This is a genomic window from Shewanella sp. ISTPL2 (genome assembly GCF_013283205.1).
GTDB lineage: Bacteria > Pseudomonadota > Gammaproteobacteria > Enterobacterales > Shewanellaceae > Shewanella > Shewanella oncorhynchi.
This window is the reverse complement of record NZ_JAAPAV010000001.1, coordinates 2,093,322-2,111,206: the sequence shown is the minus strand read 5'-3', so window position 1 is coordinate 2,111,206 and position 17,885 is coordinate 2,093,322. Positions and strand designations below refer to the sequence as shown.

Here is a 17,885-nt window from a genome sequence, read left to right as displayed (position 1 = left end):
ATGCTCAGGTGACTGAGTAAAGCTCAATTACTTGATCTTGAGTTGGTAAACACTTGTGGTGCCACTGACTTCATTGCCTATGATTAACAAAGGATTACCGTTAGGGCTTTTATCGGCACTGACAAATTTCATCCCTTCTGGCCCTAAATCACCCGCCAATGTTGCATCACCTTTGACTGCACCTGTAGCGGTATCGACAACGAAGTCAGCTTCAAAATCACGATTCACAACATAGTCGACAAAATGCACATCAAAAGGATTAGTCACGTCATAGATCATAAAGCCAGAGGTACGTTCTAAACCAACAAAGGCATATAGTCGTTGACCAATTTGGCCTAGGGCTAAAGCTTCTGGCTCTGGCCCCTTGTCATCGCTGCGACTATCACCTTTATTTTCTTCGTTGTTATTGTTGAATTTATCCCCCAGTAGTGCGGCGGTAATACGTTCAAAATCACTGCCACTGTCAAACACTTGCTGACCATCAGCATTCCAAATCGAGAATGAACGAGCACCAAAGCTCATGACTTTGTCGTAGTCGCCATCCTTATCATCGTCCCCCATGCTCGTCGTTACCTTGAGACGCGCTAATTGGGTTTTATCTTTTGCGGCGGCAAATTGTGGGTGATTCGGGTCGAGCACTAAATCCCCTGCGCGGGCTTCTTCCGAAAAAGCCGCATAGTCACGGGAGTCACCTTCATTCGCAGTCACAATAAAGTCAGTGTTATTCCAACGGTAGCTAGCAAGGGTATCGGGTTGATACATGCCGTACACCCCTGTGTAGCTTTGCTGGTTAACAAGATTATCTTTGTCACTCGCATCAATTTTATTCACATCAAGCCCGTAATCTTTGAGGCCTAGCGGTAAAATCTTCGAGACTTTCGCATTGGCGATATCAATCACGGCAATAGCATTGTTCTCTTGTAAACTGACAAATGCACGGCGGTTATCTTGGCTAATGGCGATATATTCAGGTTCTAAATCCTGCGCCACACTCGCCATTGGGCCATTAATTTTAATGTCAGCGGTGATTTCAGTTGCACGCGCACCGCCCTGATTAAACGCACTAAAATTTATGATGGTCGCAGTAGCTGCGGGCTTACCGTCAGTAATAGCAATCAACGCAACACTGCCTTCAGGATCTAAGGTATAAGCAGGATTAGGTTCGCCTTCATTGGCCACGAGTAAGGTTTTACCATCGTGGGTGAACACTACATTATCGGGTAAAGCACCGACTTCGACGGCGCTGATAAACTGCGGAGCATCTGTGCCATTAAGCTGATAAAAAGCCACAAAACCATTGGCTTGGGTTTCATTGCCTGCAGCGTCACCACGCTCAATGGCAGCCGCTAACAAGTTGCCTGAAATACTCACGCTGTTCACGCTACCCATAAAGGTTTGACCCACATCCTTAGCAACATCGAGTTCTGCTAATTTTTCGAGATTATTCAATGCTAAAGGATCTGTGGCGTTTGATGCAGTCGCTAATAAGCTGCCATCGATAATATCGACTTTGCCGCTGATCGCATTAACCACAAAAATACGGTTTGAAGCACTATGATATTCAACAATTTCGGCGGCACTTAAGCCATAAACGCCTGTCTGATGACGACCAATTAACTCAGCCTTTAAGCTTGCAGTTTGTGGCTGGCAAACATATTGGGTTTGCGCGACCGCAATTTCATTGTCATCCAATTGTCCATTATGGTTGGCATCTAATCCGGTATCGATTCGCTGACCACCGGCGGGACAATTTGCATCACCGATAGTTAATGCGGTCACTTTAACCAGTGAATTTAAGCCGTTGTCGCCTTTATCACCTGCAGCGCCATCATCACCGCTGCAAGCACCGAGTAATAAGCTCGCCATAATGGCGGCTGCAAGCGGGAGTCGTTGTGTTTTCATCGTGTCATTCCTGAATATTTTATTTTTAGTAAGGTGAAGCTAAAACCCACTAAATTAGTCAGCATAAAAGACACCTAGATGACAAAGCAGTGACACTCAGATGACAACTAACACTTTTGAATGAAGCATATTGGAGGATAACGGCTCGAGCCGCCAAGGTTATGCCTCGATTATCGAGACTTGCTACTTAGTTACAATTTAATCGGTAAAATACGGTAAAGAAATCATCGCAAAGATTGGTTTATTTGTCCTAGCGCTTTACTATGCTATTGCTTAATGCCTTACCGTGAAAATTGATCGAAGCACAATTCACTTTTCCCCAAACACTGCCAATTAGCGCAAGATGCTGGCTAAAAATGGACGGATTAGAGTGAATTGTCCTAGTACAATTTAAACCACGCCGCATAACCCTGAGAAATACGCTTTCTATTCTTTCGCCACCCGAGGTAACAGTGGACCCACAATCACAACCTTCTGCCCATAACGGTAGACGTATACCGAATTTAGCACTGCTTATTCCCATGCTAGCGGCGATTGTCGCGATCACACCATTGGCCATCGACATGTACTTACCTGCGATGTCGACATTGGCCCTTAGTTTTCATACCGATATCACAACAGTGCAACAATCCCTGAGTATCTACTTAGCAGGTTATGCACTGGGCATGTTGTGTTTCGGTCCCTTAGCTGACCGCATTGGCCGTCGCCCTATGGTGATAATGGGGCTGAGTGGCTTTATGCTAACCAGTTTACTGATTGGTTTTGCTGGTCAAGTCGAAGTCTTTCTTGGGCTACGCTTTTTGCAGGCCTTTATCGGCGCAGCAGCGACTGTGGTGGTACCGGGATACATCAAAGAAGTCTATGGCGATAATACCGCCAAAGGTATGTCTTACGTGAGTTTAATCATGATGTTAGCGCCATTATTGGCCCCTAGTATTGGCAGCGTGATCTTAGAACTCGGTGATTGGCATTTAATCTTCTTCATTCAATCTGCCTATGCCGCGACCCTGTTATTACTCGTGCTGTTTGCGCTAAAAATGCCCAGCGATAAAGATATGGATACCCGCAGCCAAAAATCGTTTCTTGGTGCCTATGCGACCGTATTTTCCCGACCTGGCGTTAAGTTGAACATTGCCAGCGGCGTGTTAACGTCTTTTGCGTTTTTCTGTTATCTCACCGCATCCCCCTTCGTTTATATGGAAGTCTTTGCCTTAGATAAATCCTATTTTGCCATCTTGTTTAGCACCAACGTTGGTGCCTTGATGTTGGCCAATATCATTAATACTCGCATTGTCGGCCGCTATGGTTCGCTGCGTATGTTGCACGTATCGACCTTTTTTGGCGCTATTGCGGGAGCTGGTTTATTAACCGTCAACCTACTGGATATGAGCTATCATTTTACCGTGATCATGCTTATTCCTTTGATGGGCAGCCTAGGGGTGATGTCGGTCAACGCCGATGCGATAGTGCTGATGAAGTTCAAACAAGAAACCGGAACGGCAACGGCGGTTATTGGCACCTTAAGATTTGGCTGTGGCGCATTAGCGGGGCCGTTATTAGCGGTGTTCTATGATGGCACAGCAGTGCCCTTCTCTGCCCTCATGTTAGGCTCTATTGTGTTAGTCGGTATTTGCCAATTTAATCGTCCAAAACATCAAATACAGCCGACGGTTTAAGGATCTATTTTTAAGGACCCATGGATACCAATGCCACATCGGCAACACATGTTTGATCGCGTGAAAACAGCGCATTGGCTTTCACTAATGTAGCAAATAAGTAATATTTAATCGCAACTGTTAAGTATCTGCTTATCTAACGTCCCACACCAAAACGGCACTTTTAGTGCCGTTTTTGCTTTTTAAGTATCTAACAATCTGAAAAATATAAGATAAACTCATAAATCAGCCTAGATTACTTGGCGATTCCAGCAAGCTATCCAGCCATTCAAACGTGAAATTGTTTCAAGTTGGTTATTTTTTACATAAAAGGCTTGAAATGTTGTTTTTTTTGAATATGATGAAATTCTGTTCATTGCAACAGTTGCTGCATCCTAAGGATGAATCACTTGTCTTCTACGAAGTCAGTTCAGCATTTCGGAGTCTGAATTACCCTTCAGGCTTAATTTTTAGAGCGATTACCGTCGCTGTAACAAAATACTGTTTACCGTAACGGTACTATGCAATAGGAGTTCCACATGGAGATGTTATCCGGCGCCAGCATGATAGTGCGTTCTTTGATTGATGAAGGCGTAAAGCACATTTTTGGCTATCCTGGCGGTTCAGTTTTAGATATCTACGATGCCCTGCACGTTATCCCAGGTATTGAACACATACTCGTTCGCCACGAACAAGCTGCCGTGCATATGGCTGATGGTTATGCCCGTGCTACGGGTAAAGTGGGCGTGGTATTAGTCACTTCAGGACCAGGTGCCACCAACGCGATTACCGGTATTGCCACCGCCTACATGGACTCTATTCCCCTCGTCGTATTATCGGGTCAAGTACCGAGCAACCTTATCGGTAATGACGCCTTCCAAGAATGCGATATGATCGGTATCTCTCGTCCTGTGGTCAAACACAGCTTTTTAGTTAAAGATCCCACTCAAATCCCTGAAACAATAAAAAAAGCCTTTTATATTGCCTCTACCGGCCGTCCTGGGCCTGTGGTCGTCGACCTGCCAAAAGATTGCTTAAACCCAGCGCTGCTGCACGAATATATTTATCCCGAAAGCGTGAAAATGCGCTCATACAACCCGACAACCTCGGGGCATAAAGGACAGATCCGTCGTGGACTACAGGCACTATTAGCGGCTAAAAAGCCTGTGCTCTATGTCGGTGGCGGCGCCATTATCTCGGGTTGTGATAAGCAAATTTTACAATTAGCTGAGAGATTAAATATTCCCGTCGTCAGCACACTCATGGGACTGGGGGCTTTTCCAAGTACCCACAAAAACAGCCTAGGCATGCTAGGGATGCACGGTCGCTACGAAGCCAACATGACTATGCATAACTGCGATTTGATCTTCGGTATTGGTGTGCGCTTCGATGATAGAACCACTAATAATGTGGAAAAATATTGCCCGAACGCGACCATTTTGCACATAGATATCGATCCCTCGTCTATTTCAAAAACTATCCACGTCGACATTCCCATCGTAGGGTCGGCCGACAGTATTTTAGACAGCATGTTGACACTGTTAGATGAATCGAACGAGCACAATGACAACGATGCCATCGCCACTTGGTGGAATGATATTGAGCAATGGCGCGGCCGCGATTGTCTGGCCTATGACAAAAACAGTGGTCGCATCAAACCACAGCAAGTGATTGAAACCTTGTATAAGCTGACCAATGGCGATGCCTATGTCGCCTCTGATGTTGGCCAGCATCAGATGTTTGCCGCCTTGTACTATCCGTTCGATAAGCCGCGCCGCTGGATCAACTCAGGGGGTCTAGGCACCATGGGGTTTGGCCTACCCGCCGCAATGGGGGTTAAAATGGCGATGCCTGATGCCACGGTTGTCTGTGTCACGGGTGATGGTTCAATCCAGATGAACATTCAAGAGCTTTCGACCGCGCTGCAATATGATACGCCGGTTAAAATTATCAACTTAAACAATCGTTTCCTTGGCATGGTTAAACAATGGCAGGACATGATTTACTCTGGCCGTCACTCACATTCCTATATGGATTCAGTACCCAATTTTGCCAAAATTGCCGAGGCCTATGGCCATGTAGGTATGACGATCAGCGATCCCGCCGAACTTGAGTCAAAAATGGCAGAAGCGCTAGCGATGAAAGACAGACTGGTCTTTATCGACATCATGGTGGATGAAACTGAGCACGTGTACCCCATGTTGATCCGCGGTGGTGCGATGAATGAAATGTGGCTGACTAAGACGGAGAAATGCTAATGCGTCGAATTATATCTGTATTATTAGAAAACCAATCCGGCGCCCTGTCTCGTGTGGTCGGTTTGTTTTCACAGCGCGGTTATAACATTGAAAGTTTAACGGTGGCGCCAACGGACGATATCACACTATCGCGGCTTAACATCACGGTCGTTGCCGATGAAATGGTGTTAGAGCAGATAGAGAAGCAGTTACATAAACTCATCGATGTGTTAAAAGTTTCGAATATTACCGAGTCTGCTTATATTGAACGCGAATTAGCCCTTATCAAGGTCCGCGCCCAGGGCGAGTTTAGGGAAGAAGTTAAACGGATGGCGGACATTTTCCGCGGCCAAATTGTCGATGTCACCGCCAATTTATATACCATCCAAATGGTCGGCACATCAGAGAAACTCGATGCGTTTATCCATGCGCTAGGTGAAGTGACTAAATTGGTCGAAGTCTCTCGCTCCGGTGTGGTGGGTTTGGCTCGCGGCGAAAAGGCCATGAAAGCGTAACTTTCTCACGGAAATCTCGCGGACATTTTTTGCGTGAACACAAAAACATCAAGGGGAGCATAATGCTCCCCTTGTTTTTAGGTGGTTACCACAGTGTCAATTATGACTGGCTGTCTAGCAAGCGCGATGAAGTGATCTCAATTTTGCGTGGTTTCAATGCTTCAGGGATTTCACGCACTAAATCAATATTGAGTAAGCCATTTTCTAAACTTGCGCCGAGCACAGTGACATAGTCTGCCAGTTGGAAAGTGCGCTCAAAACCGCGTTCCGCTATGCCTTGGTACAAGTATTTACGCTCGGTTTGGCTTTCAGCTTTATTGCCTTTCACCAGTAATTTCTCACCTTCACTGCTGATCTCAAGTTCATTCATTGAGAATCCGGCCACGGCCATAGTAATGCGATAGCGATTTTCGCCTAATAATTCAATGTTATATGGGGGATAGCCAGTATTGCCATTATTAGCGGCGGCATGTTCTGCCAGCTGAGCTAAACGGTCAAAACCAATGGCACTACGGTACAGGGGAGCTAGATCATAATTACGCATATTCATATCCTTGTCTTAAGCAATATGGAGAATTGGCGGACGGTTTTCACGATGAAAACGCTTGCAGAGTCTGCCGAGTTAAATCTTCTGTCCTTACGGCACAGAATTCACACTAGGATCCTCATCGAGCGATCCTGAAATAGATATAAGGACGGGAGAGAAAATTTCAAGCAAGAAAATTAAAAAAATGTGCAAAATTTAAAAAGACTAATAAAAACAAAATTTTATTAAGTTTTAACACTTTGAATTGACGTATGATTTGTATAAAGGGATTAGCGTCATTGCAATATGGAAATCTATATTCACTAAATTGCAGCCAATAAAAAAGGAGCCTAGGCTCCTTTTCAGTCTTAGCATCGAATTAACGAGTGCGTGGACACAATTCTTCAGCGCTGAAGAAGTAAGCAATTTCACGAGCAGCAGATTCAACAGCATCTGAACCGTGAGCCGCGTTTTCGTCAATGCTTTCTGCGAAATCAGCACGGATAGTACCAGGAGCTGCTTGAGCAGGATTAGTTGCACCTAAAATTTCACGGTGAGCTAAAACAGCGTTTTCGCCTTCTAATACTTGGACCATGATAGGACCAGAAGTCATAAATGCAACCAGAGCACCGAAGAAACCACGCTCGCTATGCTCAGCATAGAAACCTTCAGCTTGTTCTTTGGTCAGGTGTAACATTTTAGCTGCAACGATCTTAAGACCAGCAGTTTCAAAACGATTGTAGATAGCACCGATGTGGTTTTTTGCAACAGCATCTGGCTTGATAATAGAAAATGTGCGTTCGATCGCCATAACTAGCTTCCTTTGTCAGCAAGTTTAAAAAATTCGCGCGGATTATACGAAATTTAAAAGCTAAATCCTATCTTTATAGCAAATTAGTCTGAGATATTGCGCACATTCGCTTTATTCGTAATCAGCTTGATCACACAAAATACCCCGCTAGGAGGATAAATCCTTAGCAGGGTTCATTAACTCATTAAAAAATGGGATTATTTTCTATTTTTTGCCCAAATACCAGCCCATGCAATCAAAGCGACTAAAATGACTGCAGGTGCAAGATCTAACAAGTGATGGAATAAACCGACACCGCCATGACCTGGATGAGCCCAAGCCATTGAAGGGACAAGCATACATAACAATACAAGCAAAAGTTTCATGTGAACATCCTTGCAGTTGCGATAATAAAGTTAAGCCATATAAATGCCTTAACCAATATACAACAAATTACGATATCCACTGAAAATGAACTTGACTGTGATCAAACTCTCGCCAAATATTCTCTGCGCCACTTCAAATACGTGAGGTAAATCACCTTAGTTAATCTTCTGAAGGACAAGATGCCTCACATAAAAAGCCGTACCACAACTGTGCTCACTACTTTTCATCAATCCAACACTGCTGAATTGCTTCCAGTATTTTTTCATTGCAATGCTTAGGATCATCAGCAAAATCATTCAAAGCTAACACCCACTCATACAGTTGGGTGAAATGCAGCTGAGTGGGATTCACCTCTGGGTGTGCTTCGAGTAATTCCAACGCAATATCTAACGAATCTATCCAAGTTAATGTCATCGTTTTCCCCTATTCTGTTCGCTTGAATGGATAAGCTAGTGCTTAACGCCGTTACCCATAAGGAGGTGAATCAAGTGTTGATATTCCGTAGTCAATACTCGACACCAAGGGTGTTAACCCTGTGCTTGCGTCACCTTTTTTACTTTAATCGCATTTTTTTCAACAAAATCAATAATAGCACCCGCCACATCTTTCGTGGTGGCGCCTTCAATCCCCTCAAGCCCTGGTGAAGAGTTCACTTCCATGATCACTGGACCATGGTTTGAGCGTAACAAATCAACCCCTGCCACATTCAATCCCATCGTCTTCGCCGCACGAATAGCCACAGAGCGCTCTTCAGGAGTTAGTTTGACTAAACTCGCCGTGCCACCACGGTGCAAATTAGAGCGGAACTCACCGGGCATAGCTTGACGTTTCATGGCGGCAATCACTTTATCACCGAGCACGAAACAGCGAATGTCTGCGCCGTTGGCTTCTTTGATATATTCCTGCACCATGATGTTGGCTTTCAGGCCCATAAAGGCTTCAATCACGCTCTCAGCCGCTTTGCGAGTCTCGGCTAATACCACGCCAATGCCTTGAGTGCCTTCGAGTAATTTAATCACCAGAGGCGCGCCACCCACCATATCAATTAAGTCAGGAATATCACTCGGTTTATTGGCAAAACCGGTAATAGGCAAACCAATACCGCGGCGTGACATCAGCTGCATAGAACGCAATTTGTCCCGTGAGCGGGAAATTCCAACTGAATCATTTAAGGCATAGACGCCCATCATCTCAAATTGGCGCAACACCGCCGAACCATAAAAGGTAATCGACGCCCCAATACGGGGGATCACGGCATCAAATGCAGGTAACTCTCGCCCGCCAATGTGGATACTCGATTGCCGCATATTGATATTCATATAACATTCAAGGGGATTGATTACGTGTACTTCATGACCACGTAATTGAGCCGCTTCAACGAGTCGCTTCGTTGAATATAACTCTGGTCCTTGCGATAAAATCGCTATTCTCATTTGGTCTCCGGCAACCATTAATTTTGAGCGCATAATACGCCTGCGCAAGGATAAATCAAACAACTAGAGGCATAGACAAGATTAGTTGCACAAATGCTCAACGCCAAAAGCAAAAAACCAGTCACGTGGACTGGTTTTAATCATTATCGAAGCAATATTAATTGCCTTCGCTAACCATGTTAACCGTGTATTTAGGGATCTCAATCACCATGTCAGTGTCGACCACTTTAGCCTGACAAGATAGACGGCTTTCGGGCTCAAGTCCCCAAGCTTTGTCTAACATGTCATCTTCTAGCTCATCACTTGGCTCAAGATCATTAAAGCCTTCACGCACGATACAGTGACACGTCGTGCAAGCACAGGACTTTTCACAGGCATGCTCGATATTGATGCCATTACGCAGCGCAACATCGAGAATGGTCTCACCAACATTCGCCTCAAGCACAGCGCCATCAGGGCACAACTCGGCATGGGGAAGAAAGACTAATTGGGGCATTACATCACCTATATGTTGTCGATCGACTGGCCTTTAAATGCCACTCGAATAGAATTGTCCATACGTCTGGCAGCAAAATCTTGGGTTTGCTCATCCAGTTTTTCAATCGCGAGTTTAATCGCATCGGCATCATCGCCCGCGGCAACTTGCGCCACATTGGCCATAATAGCATCGATCTGAGCACGCTCATCGGCATTCAGCAAATCGCCATCCTTCGCTAACGCTGCATGTAAAGACTCGAGTACCCTCGCCGCCTCCACTTGCTGCTCGGCCAGCATACGACGACCGATATCGTCTTTGGCATACTTCATCGAATCTTTCAGCATAGTGGCAATTTCAGTATCCGATAAACCAAAAGACGGCTTAACTTGAATACTAGACTGCACGCCGGTGGATTTCTCCATCGCCGTCACGCTAAGTAAACCATCGGCATCCACTTGAAAAGTCACACGAATATGCGCAGCACCAGCGGCTAACGGCGGAATACCCTTTAAGGTAAAACGCGCCAGTGAGCGGCAATCGGCAACGAGCTCACGCTCGCCCTGCACCACATGGAATGCCATGGCCGTTTGACCATCTTTAAAGGTGGTAAATTCCTGCGCCCGTGCAACAGGAATCGTGGTATTACGCGATACCACTTTTTCCACTAAGCCGCCCATGGTCTCTATGCCTAATGACAAAGGGATCACATCGAGCAATAACAAATCCGATTCGGGTTTGTTACCCACTAAAATGTCGGCTTGAATGGCCGCGCCAATGGCGACAACACGATCGGGATCGATAGATGTCAGCGGTGGTTTACCGAAGAAAGCTTCGACCTGTTCACGCACTAATGGCACGCGCGTTGAACCGCCAACCATCACAGTTTCAAGCACTTCATCCGTCGTGACGCCCGCATCACGCAGGGTACGGCGACAGCTGGCAATCGTCTTTTTCACCAATGCCGCAATCATGGCATCAAATTCAGCTTTAGTAACGATTTGCGTCAGTTCAGTACCATCGGCAAGGATCACTTTCGCTTCAGTTTCTGCAGCATCCGTTAAGGCTTCTTTAACTCGACGCGATTCAATCAGCAACTGACGACTTAATTGTGAGTCGATGTCGCTAAGCTGCCACACTTGCTGCATATGTGCTTGCAATAAATGATCGAAATCATCACCGCCAAGCGCTGAATCACCACCCGTGGCAAGTACTTCGAATACACCGCGATTCAAACGCAAAATAGAAATATCGAAGGTACCGCCGCCTAAGTCATAGATGGCAATCACTCCCTCTTGCTTAGAATCTAAACCATAGGCAATCGCAGCAGCCGTCGGTTCATTCAATAGACGTAGCACTTTAACACCCAGCAAAGCTGCAGCATCTTTAGTGCCTTGGCGCTGAGCATCATCGAAATACGCAGGCACAGTGATCACCACGCCTTGCAGTTCGCCGCCTAAGGTTTTTTCAGCGCGGGCGATCAGCGGGCGTAAAATCTCCGCAGACACTTGCACGGGATTCACTTGGCCTTGGGGAGTCACAAATAAAGGTAAACCATTTTCGCTTTCGGCAAACTCGTAGGGTAATGATTGTTCGCCAGCTTTAATATCCGCTAGGCTGCGGCCCATAAAACGCTTTACCGAAACGATCGTGTTTTGTGGATCCTGCGCCGAACTCAACGCTGCAAGCGCGCCGACTTCGACTGAATCTTGGGTATAACGCACGATAGAAGGTAATGAATGCTGTCCAAGTTCGTCCGGCAGAGTTGCCGTCTCTCCACTTCGAACGGCCGCCACCAAAGAATTGGTCGTACCTAAATCGATGCCAACGGCAAGTCTATGTTGGTGCGGCGCGGCACTTTGACCGGGCTCAGCTATCTGCAAAAGGGCCATATATATCCAACTTAGTAATGCCAACTCAAGCGTACTTGAGTCAGCAAAGTAACATAAACACGGAAAATCAATCTAACAGAGCGTCTTCGACTCTGGTCAACTCGTCGTGTAATTTTGCCATAAATTTGAGTTTGCGAACTTGATCCGCCGCTAACAATGCGTCTTCAGCCTGCTCACTGGTTAACAGTTGAGTCAATTGCTGAGTGAGTTGCGCGCGGTACTGCGCAAACGAGTGATATAGCTCGTCAATACTCGCTTGAGGATCGGCACTATCGCGTATATCTTCTAACGCCTCGCGCCATTCCATTTGCTGCATCAAGAAGCCAGTATCTTTCACTGTCGTGGTTTCATGGCTTAATTCAATACCACGCAGCGACAACATATGCTCGGCGCGGCGAATGGGATCTTTTAAGGTTTGAAAACCATCATTGACTTGCGCCGTGCGCTGCACCGACAGCAATTTTTGCTGATCAGTATCATTGGCAAATTTATCGGGATGAACCGCCCGTTGCAGTTCGCGATAGCGTTCTGCAAGTAAGGCGGCATCAATATCGAAGGCAGGGGAAAATTTAAACAGCTCGAAATAATTCATGCGTCAACTTTAGCGGTTAAACAGTGAAACTCTCACCACAACCACACTCACCTTTTGCGTTAGGATTATTAAATTGGAAGCCTTCATTCAGCCCTTCTTTAACAAAATCCAGCTCGATCCCTTGAAGATAGATAAGGCTCTTGGCATCTATGATGATTTTCACATCTTCGATATCAAACACTTCATCGTCATCATTTAAAGAATCAACGAACTCAAGTACATAAGCCATACCAGAACAGCCTGATGTTCTTAAGCCGAGACGCAGGCCTACACCTTTGCCTCGGTTGACTAAGAAAGATCTGACACGATCGGCTGCCGCTGGGGTCATTGTAATCGCCATCTTAACTCCAGATGTTACTTAGCTTGTTTCGATTTGTACTCGTCGATAGCAGCTTTAATGGCATCTTCAGCCAAAATTGAACAGTGGATCTTCACTGGTGGCAATGCCAATTCTTCAGCGATATCCGTGTTTTTGATCGCCGCAGCTTGTTCGATAGTCTTGCCTTTAACCCACTCAGTTACCAGTGAGCTAGACGCAATCGCGCTGCCACAACCGTAGGTTTTGAACTTAGCGTCTTGAATGATGCCATCAGCACCAATTTTCAACTGAAGTTTCATCACGTCACCGCAAGCAGGCGCGCCTACCATACCAGTCACGACCGAAGGATCGTTTTTATCAAAAGAACCAACGTTACGTGGATTCTCATAATGATCTATCACTTTTTCACTGTAAGCCATGGTACTGCTCCAAAATTATCTATTGTAAAGGTCAGAATTAATGATGTGCCCATTGAACTTGGTTCAGGTCGATCCCATCTTTAAACATTTCCCACAAAGGAGACATTTCTCTTAATTTATCAATAGATTGAGTAATTACTTCGATAGCGTGATCGATTTCTTCTTCGGTTGTGAAACGGCCGATTGAGAAACGAATCGAGCTATGTGCCATTTCATCGTTCAAGCCAAGTGCACGTAATACGTAGCTAGGCTCTAGGCTGGCTGAGGTACAAGCCGAACCCGATGAAACCGCTAAATCTTTCAGTGCCATCATTAACGACTCACCTTCAACATAGTTGAAGCTGACGTTGAGGCTACCGCTAACACGGTCAATCGCATCACCATTGATATAGGTTTCTTCAATGTGCTTGATGCCATTCCATAATTTGTCACGTAATGCACCGATACGGGCATCATCAGAGGCCATTTCCGCTTTTGCGATTGCAGCCGCTTCACCTAAACCTACGATTTGATGCGTTGGTAACGTACCGCTACGCATACCGCGCTCATGACCACCACCGTGCATTTGCGCTTCTAAGCGAATGCGTGGCTTACGACGAACATATAGTGCGCCGATACCTTTAGGGCCATACATTTTGTGGCCAGAAATAGAGATCAAATCCACTTTAGTGGCTTGCACATCGATAGGCACTTTGCCTGCACTTTGCGCCGCATCCATATGGAAAATGATGCCTTTTGAACGGCATAGTTCACCGATTGCATCGATATCGTGGATAACACCAATTTCGTTGTTCACGTGCATAATGCTGACAAGGATAGTGTCGTCACGCATCGCTGCTTCTAAACGTTCCATAGGAATGATGCCGTTAGCCGCAGGCTCTAAATAAGTCACTTCGAAACCTTCACGCTCTAATTGGCGACAAGTATCGAGAACCGCTTTATGTTCAGTCTTACTGGTGATGATGTGCTTGCCTTTCTTGTGATAGAAATGAGCAACACCTTTTATCGCTAAGTTGTTCGATTCCGTCGCGCCAGAGGTAAACACAATTTCGCGGTGATCGGCGTTAATTAACTCGGCAACTTGGTTGCGAGCAATATCCACCGCTTCTTCGGCTTGCCAGCCGTAGCGGTGTGAACGTGAGGCCGGATTACCAAAGATGCCGTCCATTGTCATGCATTGGAACATCTTTTCCGCGACTCTAGGATCAACAGGCGTGGTGGCGGCATAATCTAAATAGATAGGAAGCTTCATAACACACTCCGTACTGAGCAGTCTCTGGTAGAGGCTACATACAACGTACAAAAATTATTTTTATATATAACAAAGTGCCGCTATAAACTGACTCTTTGTTCCTTTTGCATAGTGTCTTGCTTAAGTGAGATAAATTGCACATCTCGCTTCTGCATCAAGCCGGCAAGACTGATACCATCTAAAAAATCGGAAATTTGTTTGCTTAAATCGCCCCAAAGTGAATGGGTTAAGCAGCGAGTTCCACTCTGACAATTGCCAAGTCCTTGGCAACGAGTCGCATCGACAGACTCGTCTACAGCATGGACAACCATGCCGACTGAAATATCATTGGCTTCTAGGCCTAAGCGATAACCACCGCCCGGTCCACGTACACTGGCCACTAAACCGTGTTTTCTTAGCTTAGCGAAGAGTTGTTCCAGATAGGAAAGCGAAATCCCTTGTCTTTCAGAGATATCCGCTAAGGGAACTGGTCCCGATGCTGAGTGGATTGCCACATCTAGCATAGCGGTTACTGCATAACGACCTTTTGATGTAAGTTTCATAACTACCATAGCTCCCGAAGAGGTATGCTTTATTTCAACATACCCGAGTAATTCAGTCAAGTATTAAAACCTACTAAAACACTCAAGTATTGAGTGTGCGCATAACCAATACCCTTTCATCTGGGTGGGGTATTTAACCTGTTTCCGGCTTAAGATTCAATGCTAGAGCGCCAATTAATCGACATCTAGCACGATATAAACGCAGGATAAAAGTGATCTCGGTACTATGGCGCGATCAAACTCTGGTTTGATCGCAATATGCGCCTTTACAACAGGATAAGCTAAAGTAAAACGCTAAACGAGACCCTTGTAAGGGTCAGCCCTTAAGCAAGTTAGACCGCTAAGTTGAACCATTTCTTGAAACTTAGATACTCGGATCAAACTCATCTAATGCACTATGGCGTTTTTCCGCTGCCGCTTTTTCTGCATCATTAAACTCGCCCATATCAAGCTCTGGCAGTTTTTCAGTGCAGACATTGCCACCCAGCCCTTGAATGGCTTGACACAACTCTTGAACTTTCGAGTCCATCAAATGCATGTGATCGAGCATCTGCCCTATTGCATTGGCCACCGGATCGGGATTATCCGGTGATACCGCGTACGCATCGAAGCCATATTTTTTTGCCATCGCGCTGCGGCGTTCAGTTTTCTCTTTCGATTGCGGTGACGGTGTAGCCACCACGCGCCCAGGAATCCCCACAACCGTGGTATCTTTGGGCACATCTTTCACCACAACAGAATTCGAACCCACACGCGCACCATCGTGCATGGTAATAGGACCGAGGATTTTTGCCCCTGCGCCCACCACCACGTTATTGGCTAACGTAGGGTGACGTTTCCCCGCCTGCCAGGTGGTTCCACCAAGCGTGACACCGTGATAAAGGGTGCAATCATCACCAATCTCAGCCGTTTCACCAATCACAACGCCCATACCGTGGTCGATAAAAAATCGATGACCTATGGTTGCCCCAGGATGGATTTCAACCCCTGTCAACCAACGGGAAAACGTCGATAAACAACGTGCCGTTAAGCGCCAATCGCGCTTCCATAGCTTATGGCTTATCCGATGCAACCAAATGGCATGCATGCCTGGATAGTTAACCAAGATCTCAAACGCGCTACGCGCCGCAGGATCACGGTGATATATAGATTCAATATCTTCTTTTAGCCTAGCTATCACGCCCATTGTTTATCCTTCGCGATTAGTGTTAATTATTAAGGTTTGGCTATTTTTCTTTAGAACCCGCCACTTTCTCAATTGACGTCAAAATACCCCTGAGGATATTCATTTCCTGACTCTCAATCCGTGCACGACTAAACAAGCGGCGAAGTTTCATCATCACTTGTCCAGGATGGTTCTTAATGATAAATCCAGTTGATAACAGTGTCGTTTCAAGGTGTGCGAAAAAACGTTCCTGATCGGCAGCCAAGGGATACTCAGTCAGCTCTTCTTCGGCAACATCTTTTTGCGCGAGATGGGCAACGCGGGTTTCATAACAAATGATTTGTACGGCTTGCGCCAGATTAAGCGAGCTGTACTCTGGATTTGCAGGGATAGCCACATGATAAGTGCACTGTTGCAGCTCTTCATTGCTTAAACCATGGTTTTCACGGCCAAACACAATCGCAACAGGGCCTTTAAGTGCCTCGATCGCTAATTTCACCCCAGCTTGTCTTGGCTCTAACATGGGCCAATCTAAGGTGCGACTGCGCGCGCTGGTTGCAATCACTAGACTGCAATCTGCAATCGCTTCAGCAAGTGAATCCACTTTCACAAGATGTTTCAGAATATCCGATGCACCCGCGGCTAATGCTATGGAATGACCATCGGGTTCAACCCGGGGCTCTGCAAGATACAGAGTAGACAGACCCATAGTCTTCATCGCTCTGGCAGTAGAACCAATATTGCCGGGGTGCGAAGTCCCCACTAAAACCACTCGAATATTACTTAGCATGAAACAACTTAATTTAATTCATAAAACGTTGGGGACGAATATTATCACAGCCATTGCCGAATGCTTATATGAAAATCGGTATTTGATATAACTATCAAATCGAGTATAATACCGCCCGCTATTTTAACGTTCTTTAACATCCAGGGGATTGCAATGCATCCGATGCTGACGATTGCTGTACGCGCTGCCCGCGCGGCCGGCCAAACTATTATGCGCGCCTATACTGAACTTGACCGTATCGAAGTCAGTTCAAAAGGTATCAACGATTTTGTTACCAGTGTAGACAAGGAAGCAGAAGCGACAATTACTTACCAAATTCGTAAATCTTACCCTGATCACACTATCGTGGGTGAAGAGAAAGGCGAAAATCGCGGTGAGAATAAAGACTATGTTTGGATAGTCGACCCTCTGGATGGCACTAACAACTTTGTTAGAGGCATTCCCCACTTCGCGGTTTCTATCGCTCTGCAATACAAAGGCAAGACTGAAGTTGCCGTTGTTTACGATCCTGTCCGTGAAGAACTCTTTACCGCTGTACGTGGTAAAGGCGCCAAACTCAATGATTTCCGTCTGCGTGTTACCAACGTGAATGAATTAGCACCTACTATGATTGGTACTGGCTTCCCATTCAAGGCGCGTCAACACACTGAAACTTACATGGCTATTTTCGGCGAAGTCTTCGGCCAATGTGCTGACTTACGTCGCGCAGGTTCTGCCGCATTAGATTTAGCCTATGTTGCCGCGGGTCGTTTGGATGGTTTCTTTGAAATCGGCTTAAAGCCATGGGATATCGCTGCTGGCGATCTGATTTGCCGCGAAGCGGGCGGTACTGTGACTGATTTTACTGGCAACCATAACTATTTGGTTTCGGGCAACATCGTTGCTGGCTCACCTAAGGTGACCACAGAATTAGTGAAGATCATGCGTCCATTATTGAACGAAGGCTTAAAACGTTAATCGAGATTAACGCTTAGCTTTAAATAAACGCATAAAA

Annotated in this window: 19 protein-coding genes; 4 read left to right on the top strand and 15 right to left on the bottom strand. The window is 45.9% G+C overall.

The genetic code is table 11. The features are described from left to right. Nucleotides 1-27: 27 nt before the first annotated feature. Nucleotides 28-1,902: a choice-of-anchor I family protein gene (locus HUB64_RS09360; RefSeq protein WP_173244663.1), complete on the bottom strand. Its 1,875-nt coding sequence runs from the start codon at nt 1,900-1,902 to the stop codon at nt 28-30. 452 nt (nt 1,903-2,354) lie between these two features. Between HUB64_RS09360 and HUB64_RS09355 the strand changes: the two genes are divergently transcribed. The 3 genes from HUB64_RS09355 to ilvN all read left to right on the top strand — a co-directional run bounded on the left by HUB64_RS09355 (nt 2,355) and on the right by ilvN (nt 6,309). Next, nucleotides 2,355-3,578: a multidrug effflux MFS transporter gene (locus HUB64_RS09355; RefSeq protein WP_173244660.1), complete on the top strand. Its 1,224-nt coding sequence runs from the start codon at nt 2,355-2,357 to the stop codon at nt 3,576-3,578. 518 nt (nt 3,579-4,096) lie between these two features. Then, nucleotides 4,097-5,815: an acetolactate synthase 3 large subunit gene (locus HUB64_RS09350; protein ID WP_105252618.1), complete on the top strand. Its 1,719-nt coding sequence runs from the start codon at nt 4,097-4,099 to the stop codon at nt 5,813-5,815. Then, nucleotides 5,815-6,309, top strand: a complete 495-nt coding sequence (gene ilvN, locus HUB64_RS09345) for an acetolactate synthase small subunit (protein ID WP_028759823.1) — start codon at nt 5,815-5,817, stop codon at nt 6,307-6,309. The genes HUB64_RS09350 and ilvN overlap by 1 nt, the downstream gene beginning before the upstream one ends. A 100-nt stretch (nt 6,310-6,409) precedes the next feature. Here the strand turns inward: ilvN and HUB64_RS09340 are convergent, their stop codons facing one another. From HUB64_RS09340 to trmJ, 14 genes are all read right to left on the bottom strand, one after another. Next, nucleotides 6,410-6,853 carry an Hsp20 family protein gene (locus tag HUB64_RS09340; protein ID WP_028759822.1) on the bottom strand — a complete coding sequence of 148 codons (444 nt, stop codon included), beginning with the start codon at nt 6,851-6,853 and terminating at the stop codon, nt 6,410-6,412. Nucleotides 6,854-7,214: 361 nt separating this feature from the next. Next, nucleotides 7,215-7,646, bottom strand: coding sequence for a nucleoside-diphosphate kinase (ndk, locus tag HUB64_RS09335; protein ID WP_011789197.1), 432 nt, complete (start codon nt 7,644-7,646; stop codon nt 7,215-7,217). A 197-nt stretch (nt 7,647-7,843) separates the two neighbouring features. Continuing rightward, a complete protein-coding gene (locus tag HUB64_RS09330) occupies nt 7,844-8,011 on the bottom strand; it encodes a hypothetical protein (protein ID WP_006081849.1) in 168 nt (55 codons plus the stop codon). Between the two features lie 217 nt (nt 8,012-8,228). Then, the gene (gene iscX / locus HUB64_RS09325) at nt 8,229-8,426 is read right to left on the bottom strand and encodes a Fe-S cluster assembly protein IscX (protein WP_028759821.1); all 198 of its coding nucleotides are present in this window, start codon (nt 8,424-8,426) and stop codon (nt 8,229-8,231) included. Between the two features lie 113 nt (nt 8,427-8,539). Beyond that, entirely contained in the window at nt 8,540-9,445 is a 906-nt protein-coding gene (gene rimK, locus HUB64_RS09320) for a 30S ribosomal protein S6--L-glutamate ligase (protein ID WP_006081851.1), read from the bottom strand. A 157-nt stretch (nt 9,446-9,602) separates the two neighbouring features. Next, the gene (fdx, locus tag HUB64_RS09315; protein WP_006081852.1) at nt 9,603-9,941 is read right to left on the bottom strand and encodes an ISC system 2Fe-2S type ferredoxin; all 339 of its coding nucleotides are present in this window, start codon (nt 9,939-9,941) and stop codon (nt 9,603-9,605) included. Between the two features lie 8 nt (nt 9,942-9,949). Then, nucleotides 9,950-11,812, bottom strand: coding sequence for a Fe-S protein assembly chaperone HscA (gene hscA / locus HUB64_RS09310; protein WP_173496857.1), 1,863 nt, complete (start codon nt 11,810-11,812; stop codon nt 9,950-9,952). 67 nt (nt 11,813-11,879) lie between these two features. Next, on the bottom strand, nt 11,880-12,404 hold the full coding sequence (gene hscB / locus HUB64_RS09305) for a co-chaperone HscB (RefSeq protein ID WP_173496856.1): 525 nt from the start codon (nt 12,402-12,404) through the stop codon (nt 11,880-11,882). 16 nt (nt 12,405-12,420) lie between these two features. Next, nucleotides 12,421-12,744 carry an iron-sulfur cluster assembly protein IscA gene (gene iscA / locus HUB64_RS09300; protein WP_006081855.1) on the bottom strand — a complete coding sequence of 108 codons (324 nt, stop codon included), beginning with the start codon at nt 12,742-12,744 and terminating at the stop codon, nt 12,421-12,423. Nucleotides 12,745-12,758: 14 nt separating this feature from the next. Next, nucleotides 12,759-13,142, bottom strand: a complete 384-nt coding sequence (gene iscU, locus HUB64_RS09295; protein ID WP_006081856.1) for a Fe-S cluster assembly scaffold IscU — start codon at nt 13,140-13,142, stop codon at nt 12,759-12,761. A 37-nt stretch (nt 13,143-13,179) separates the two neighbouring features. Further along, nucleotides 13,180-14,394 carry an IscS subfamily cysteine desulfurase gene (locus HUB64_RS09290; protein ID WP_028759818.1) on the bottom strand — a complete coding sequence of 405 codons (1,215 nt, stop codon included), beginning with the start codon at nt 14,392-14,394 and terminating at the stop codon, nt 13,180-13,182. Between the two features lie 80 nt (nt 14,395-14,474). Then, nucleotides 14,475-14,936 (bottom strand): Fe-S cluster assembly transcriptional regulator IscR, encoded by a 462-nt coding sequence (iscR, locus tag HUB64_RS09285; protein ID WP_006081858.1) that lies wholly within the window; start codon nt 14,934-14,936, stop codon nt 14,475-14,477. A 364-nt stretch (nt 14,937-15,300) separates the two neighbouring features. Next, nucleotides 15,301-16,122 carry a serine O-acetyltransferase gene (gene cysE / locus HUB64_RS09280; protein ID WP_028759817.1) on the bottom strand — a complete coding sequence of 274 codons (822 nt, stop codon included), beginning with the start codon at nt 16,120-16,122 and terminating at the stop codon, nt 15,301-15,303. Nucleotides 16,123-16,162: 40 nt separating this feature from the next. Further along, nucleotides 16,163-16,891 (bottom strand): tRNA (cytosine(32)/uridine(32)-2'-O)-methyltransferase TrmJ, encoded by a 729-nt coding sequence (gene trmJ, locus HUB64_RS09275; RefSeq protein ID WP_173496855.1) that lies wholly within the window; start codon nt 16,889-16,891, stop codon nt 16,163-16,165. A gap of 153 nt (nt 16,892-17,044) precedes the next feature. On the opposite strand from trmJ, the gene suhB reads away from it, so the two are divergent. After that, nucleotides 17,045-17,848: an inositol-1-monophosphatase gene (suhB, locus tag HUB64_RS09270; RefSeq protein WP_028759815.1), complete on the top strand. Its 804-nt coding sequence runs from the start codon at nt 17,045-17,047 to the stop codon at nt 17,846-17,848. The last annotated feature ends 37 nt before the right edge of the window (nt 17,849-17,885 follow it).

Coding starts and splice junctions, on each gene's coding strand:
- cysE (WP_028759817.1), bottom strand. CDS start 16,122: ATGGGCGTGATAGCTAGGCTAAAAGAAGATATTGAATCTATATATCAC.
- HUB64_RS09350 (WP_105252618.1), top strand. CDS start 4,097: ATGGAGATGTTATCCGGCGCCAGCATGATAGTGCGTTCTTTGATTGAT.
- suhB (WP_028759815.1), top strand. CDS start 17,045: ATGCATCCGATGCTGACGATTGCTGTACGCGCTGCCCGCGCGGCCGGC.
- iscX (WP_028759821.1), bottom strand. CDS start 8,426: ATGACATTAACTTGGATAGATTCGTTAGATATTGCGTTGGAATTACTC.
- hscB (WP_173496856.1), bottom strand. CDS start 12,404: ATGAATTATTTCGAGCTGTTTAAATTTTCCCCTGCCTTCGATATTGAT.
- rimK (WP_006081851.1), bottom strand. CDS start 9,445: ATGAGAATAGCGATTTTATCGCAAGGACCAGAGTTATATTCAACGAAG.
- HUB64_RS09360 (WP_173244663.1), bottom strand. CDS start 1,902: ATGAAAACACAACGACTCCCGCTTGCAGCCGCCATTATGGCGAGCTTA.
- fdx (WP_006081852.1), bottom strand. CDS start 9,941: ATGCCCCAATTAGTCTTTCTTCCCCATGCCGAGTTGTGCCCTGATGGC.
- trmJ (WP_173496855.1), bottom strand. CDS start 16,891: ATGCTAAGTAATATTCGAGTGGTTTTAGTGGGGACTTCGCACCCCGGC.
- iscU (WP_006081856.1), bottom strand. CDS start 13,142: ATGGCTTACAGTGAAAAAGTGATAGATCATTATGAGAATCCACGTAAC.
- HUB64_RS09330 (WP_006081849.1), bottom strand. CDS start 8,011: ATGAAACTTTTGCTTGTATTGTTATGTATGCTTGTCCCTTCAATGGCT.
- HUB64_RS09290 (WP_028759818.1), bottom strand. CDS start 14,394: ATGAAGCTTCCTATCTATTTAGATTATGCCGCCACCACGCCTGTTGAT.
- ndk (WP_011789197.1), bottom strand. CDS start 7,646: ATGGCGATCGAACGCACATTTTCTATTATCAAGCCAGATGCTGTTGCA.
- hscA (WP_173496857.1), bottom strand. CDS start 11,812: ATGGCCCTTTTGCAGATAGCTGAGCCCGGTCAAAGTGCCGCGCCGCAC.
- HUB64_RS09340 (WP_028759822.1), bottom strand. CDS start 6,853: ATGCGTAATTATGATCTAGCTCCCCTGTACCGTAGTGCCATTGGTTTT.
- iscR (WP_006081858.1), bottom strand. CDS start 14,936: ATGAAACTTACATCAAAAGGTCGTTATGCAGTAACCGCTATGCTAGAT.
- iscA (WP_006081855.1), bottom strand. CDS start 12,744: ATGGCGATTACAATGACCCCAGCGGCAGCCGATCGTGTCAGATCTTTC.
- ilvN (WP_028759823.1), top strand. CDS start 5,815: ATGCGTCGAATTATATCTGTATTATTAGAAAACCAATCCGGCGCCCTG.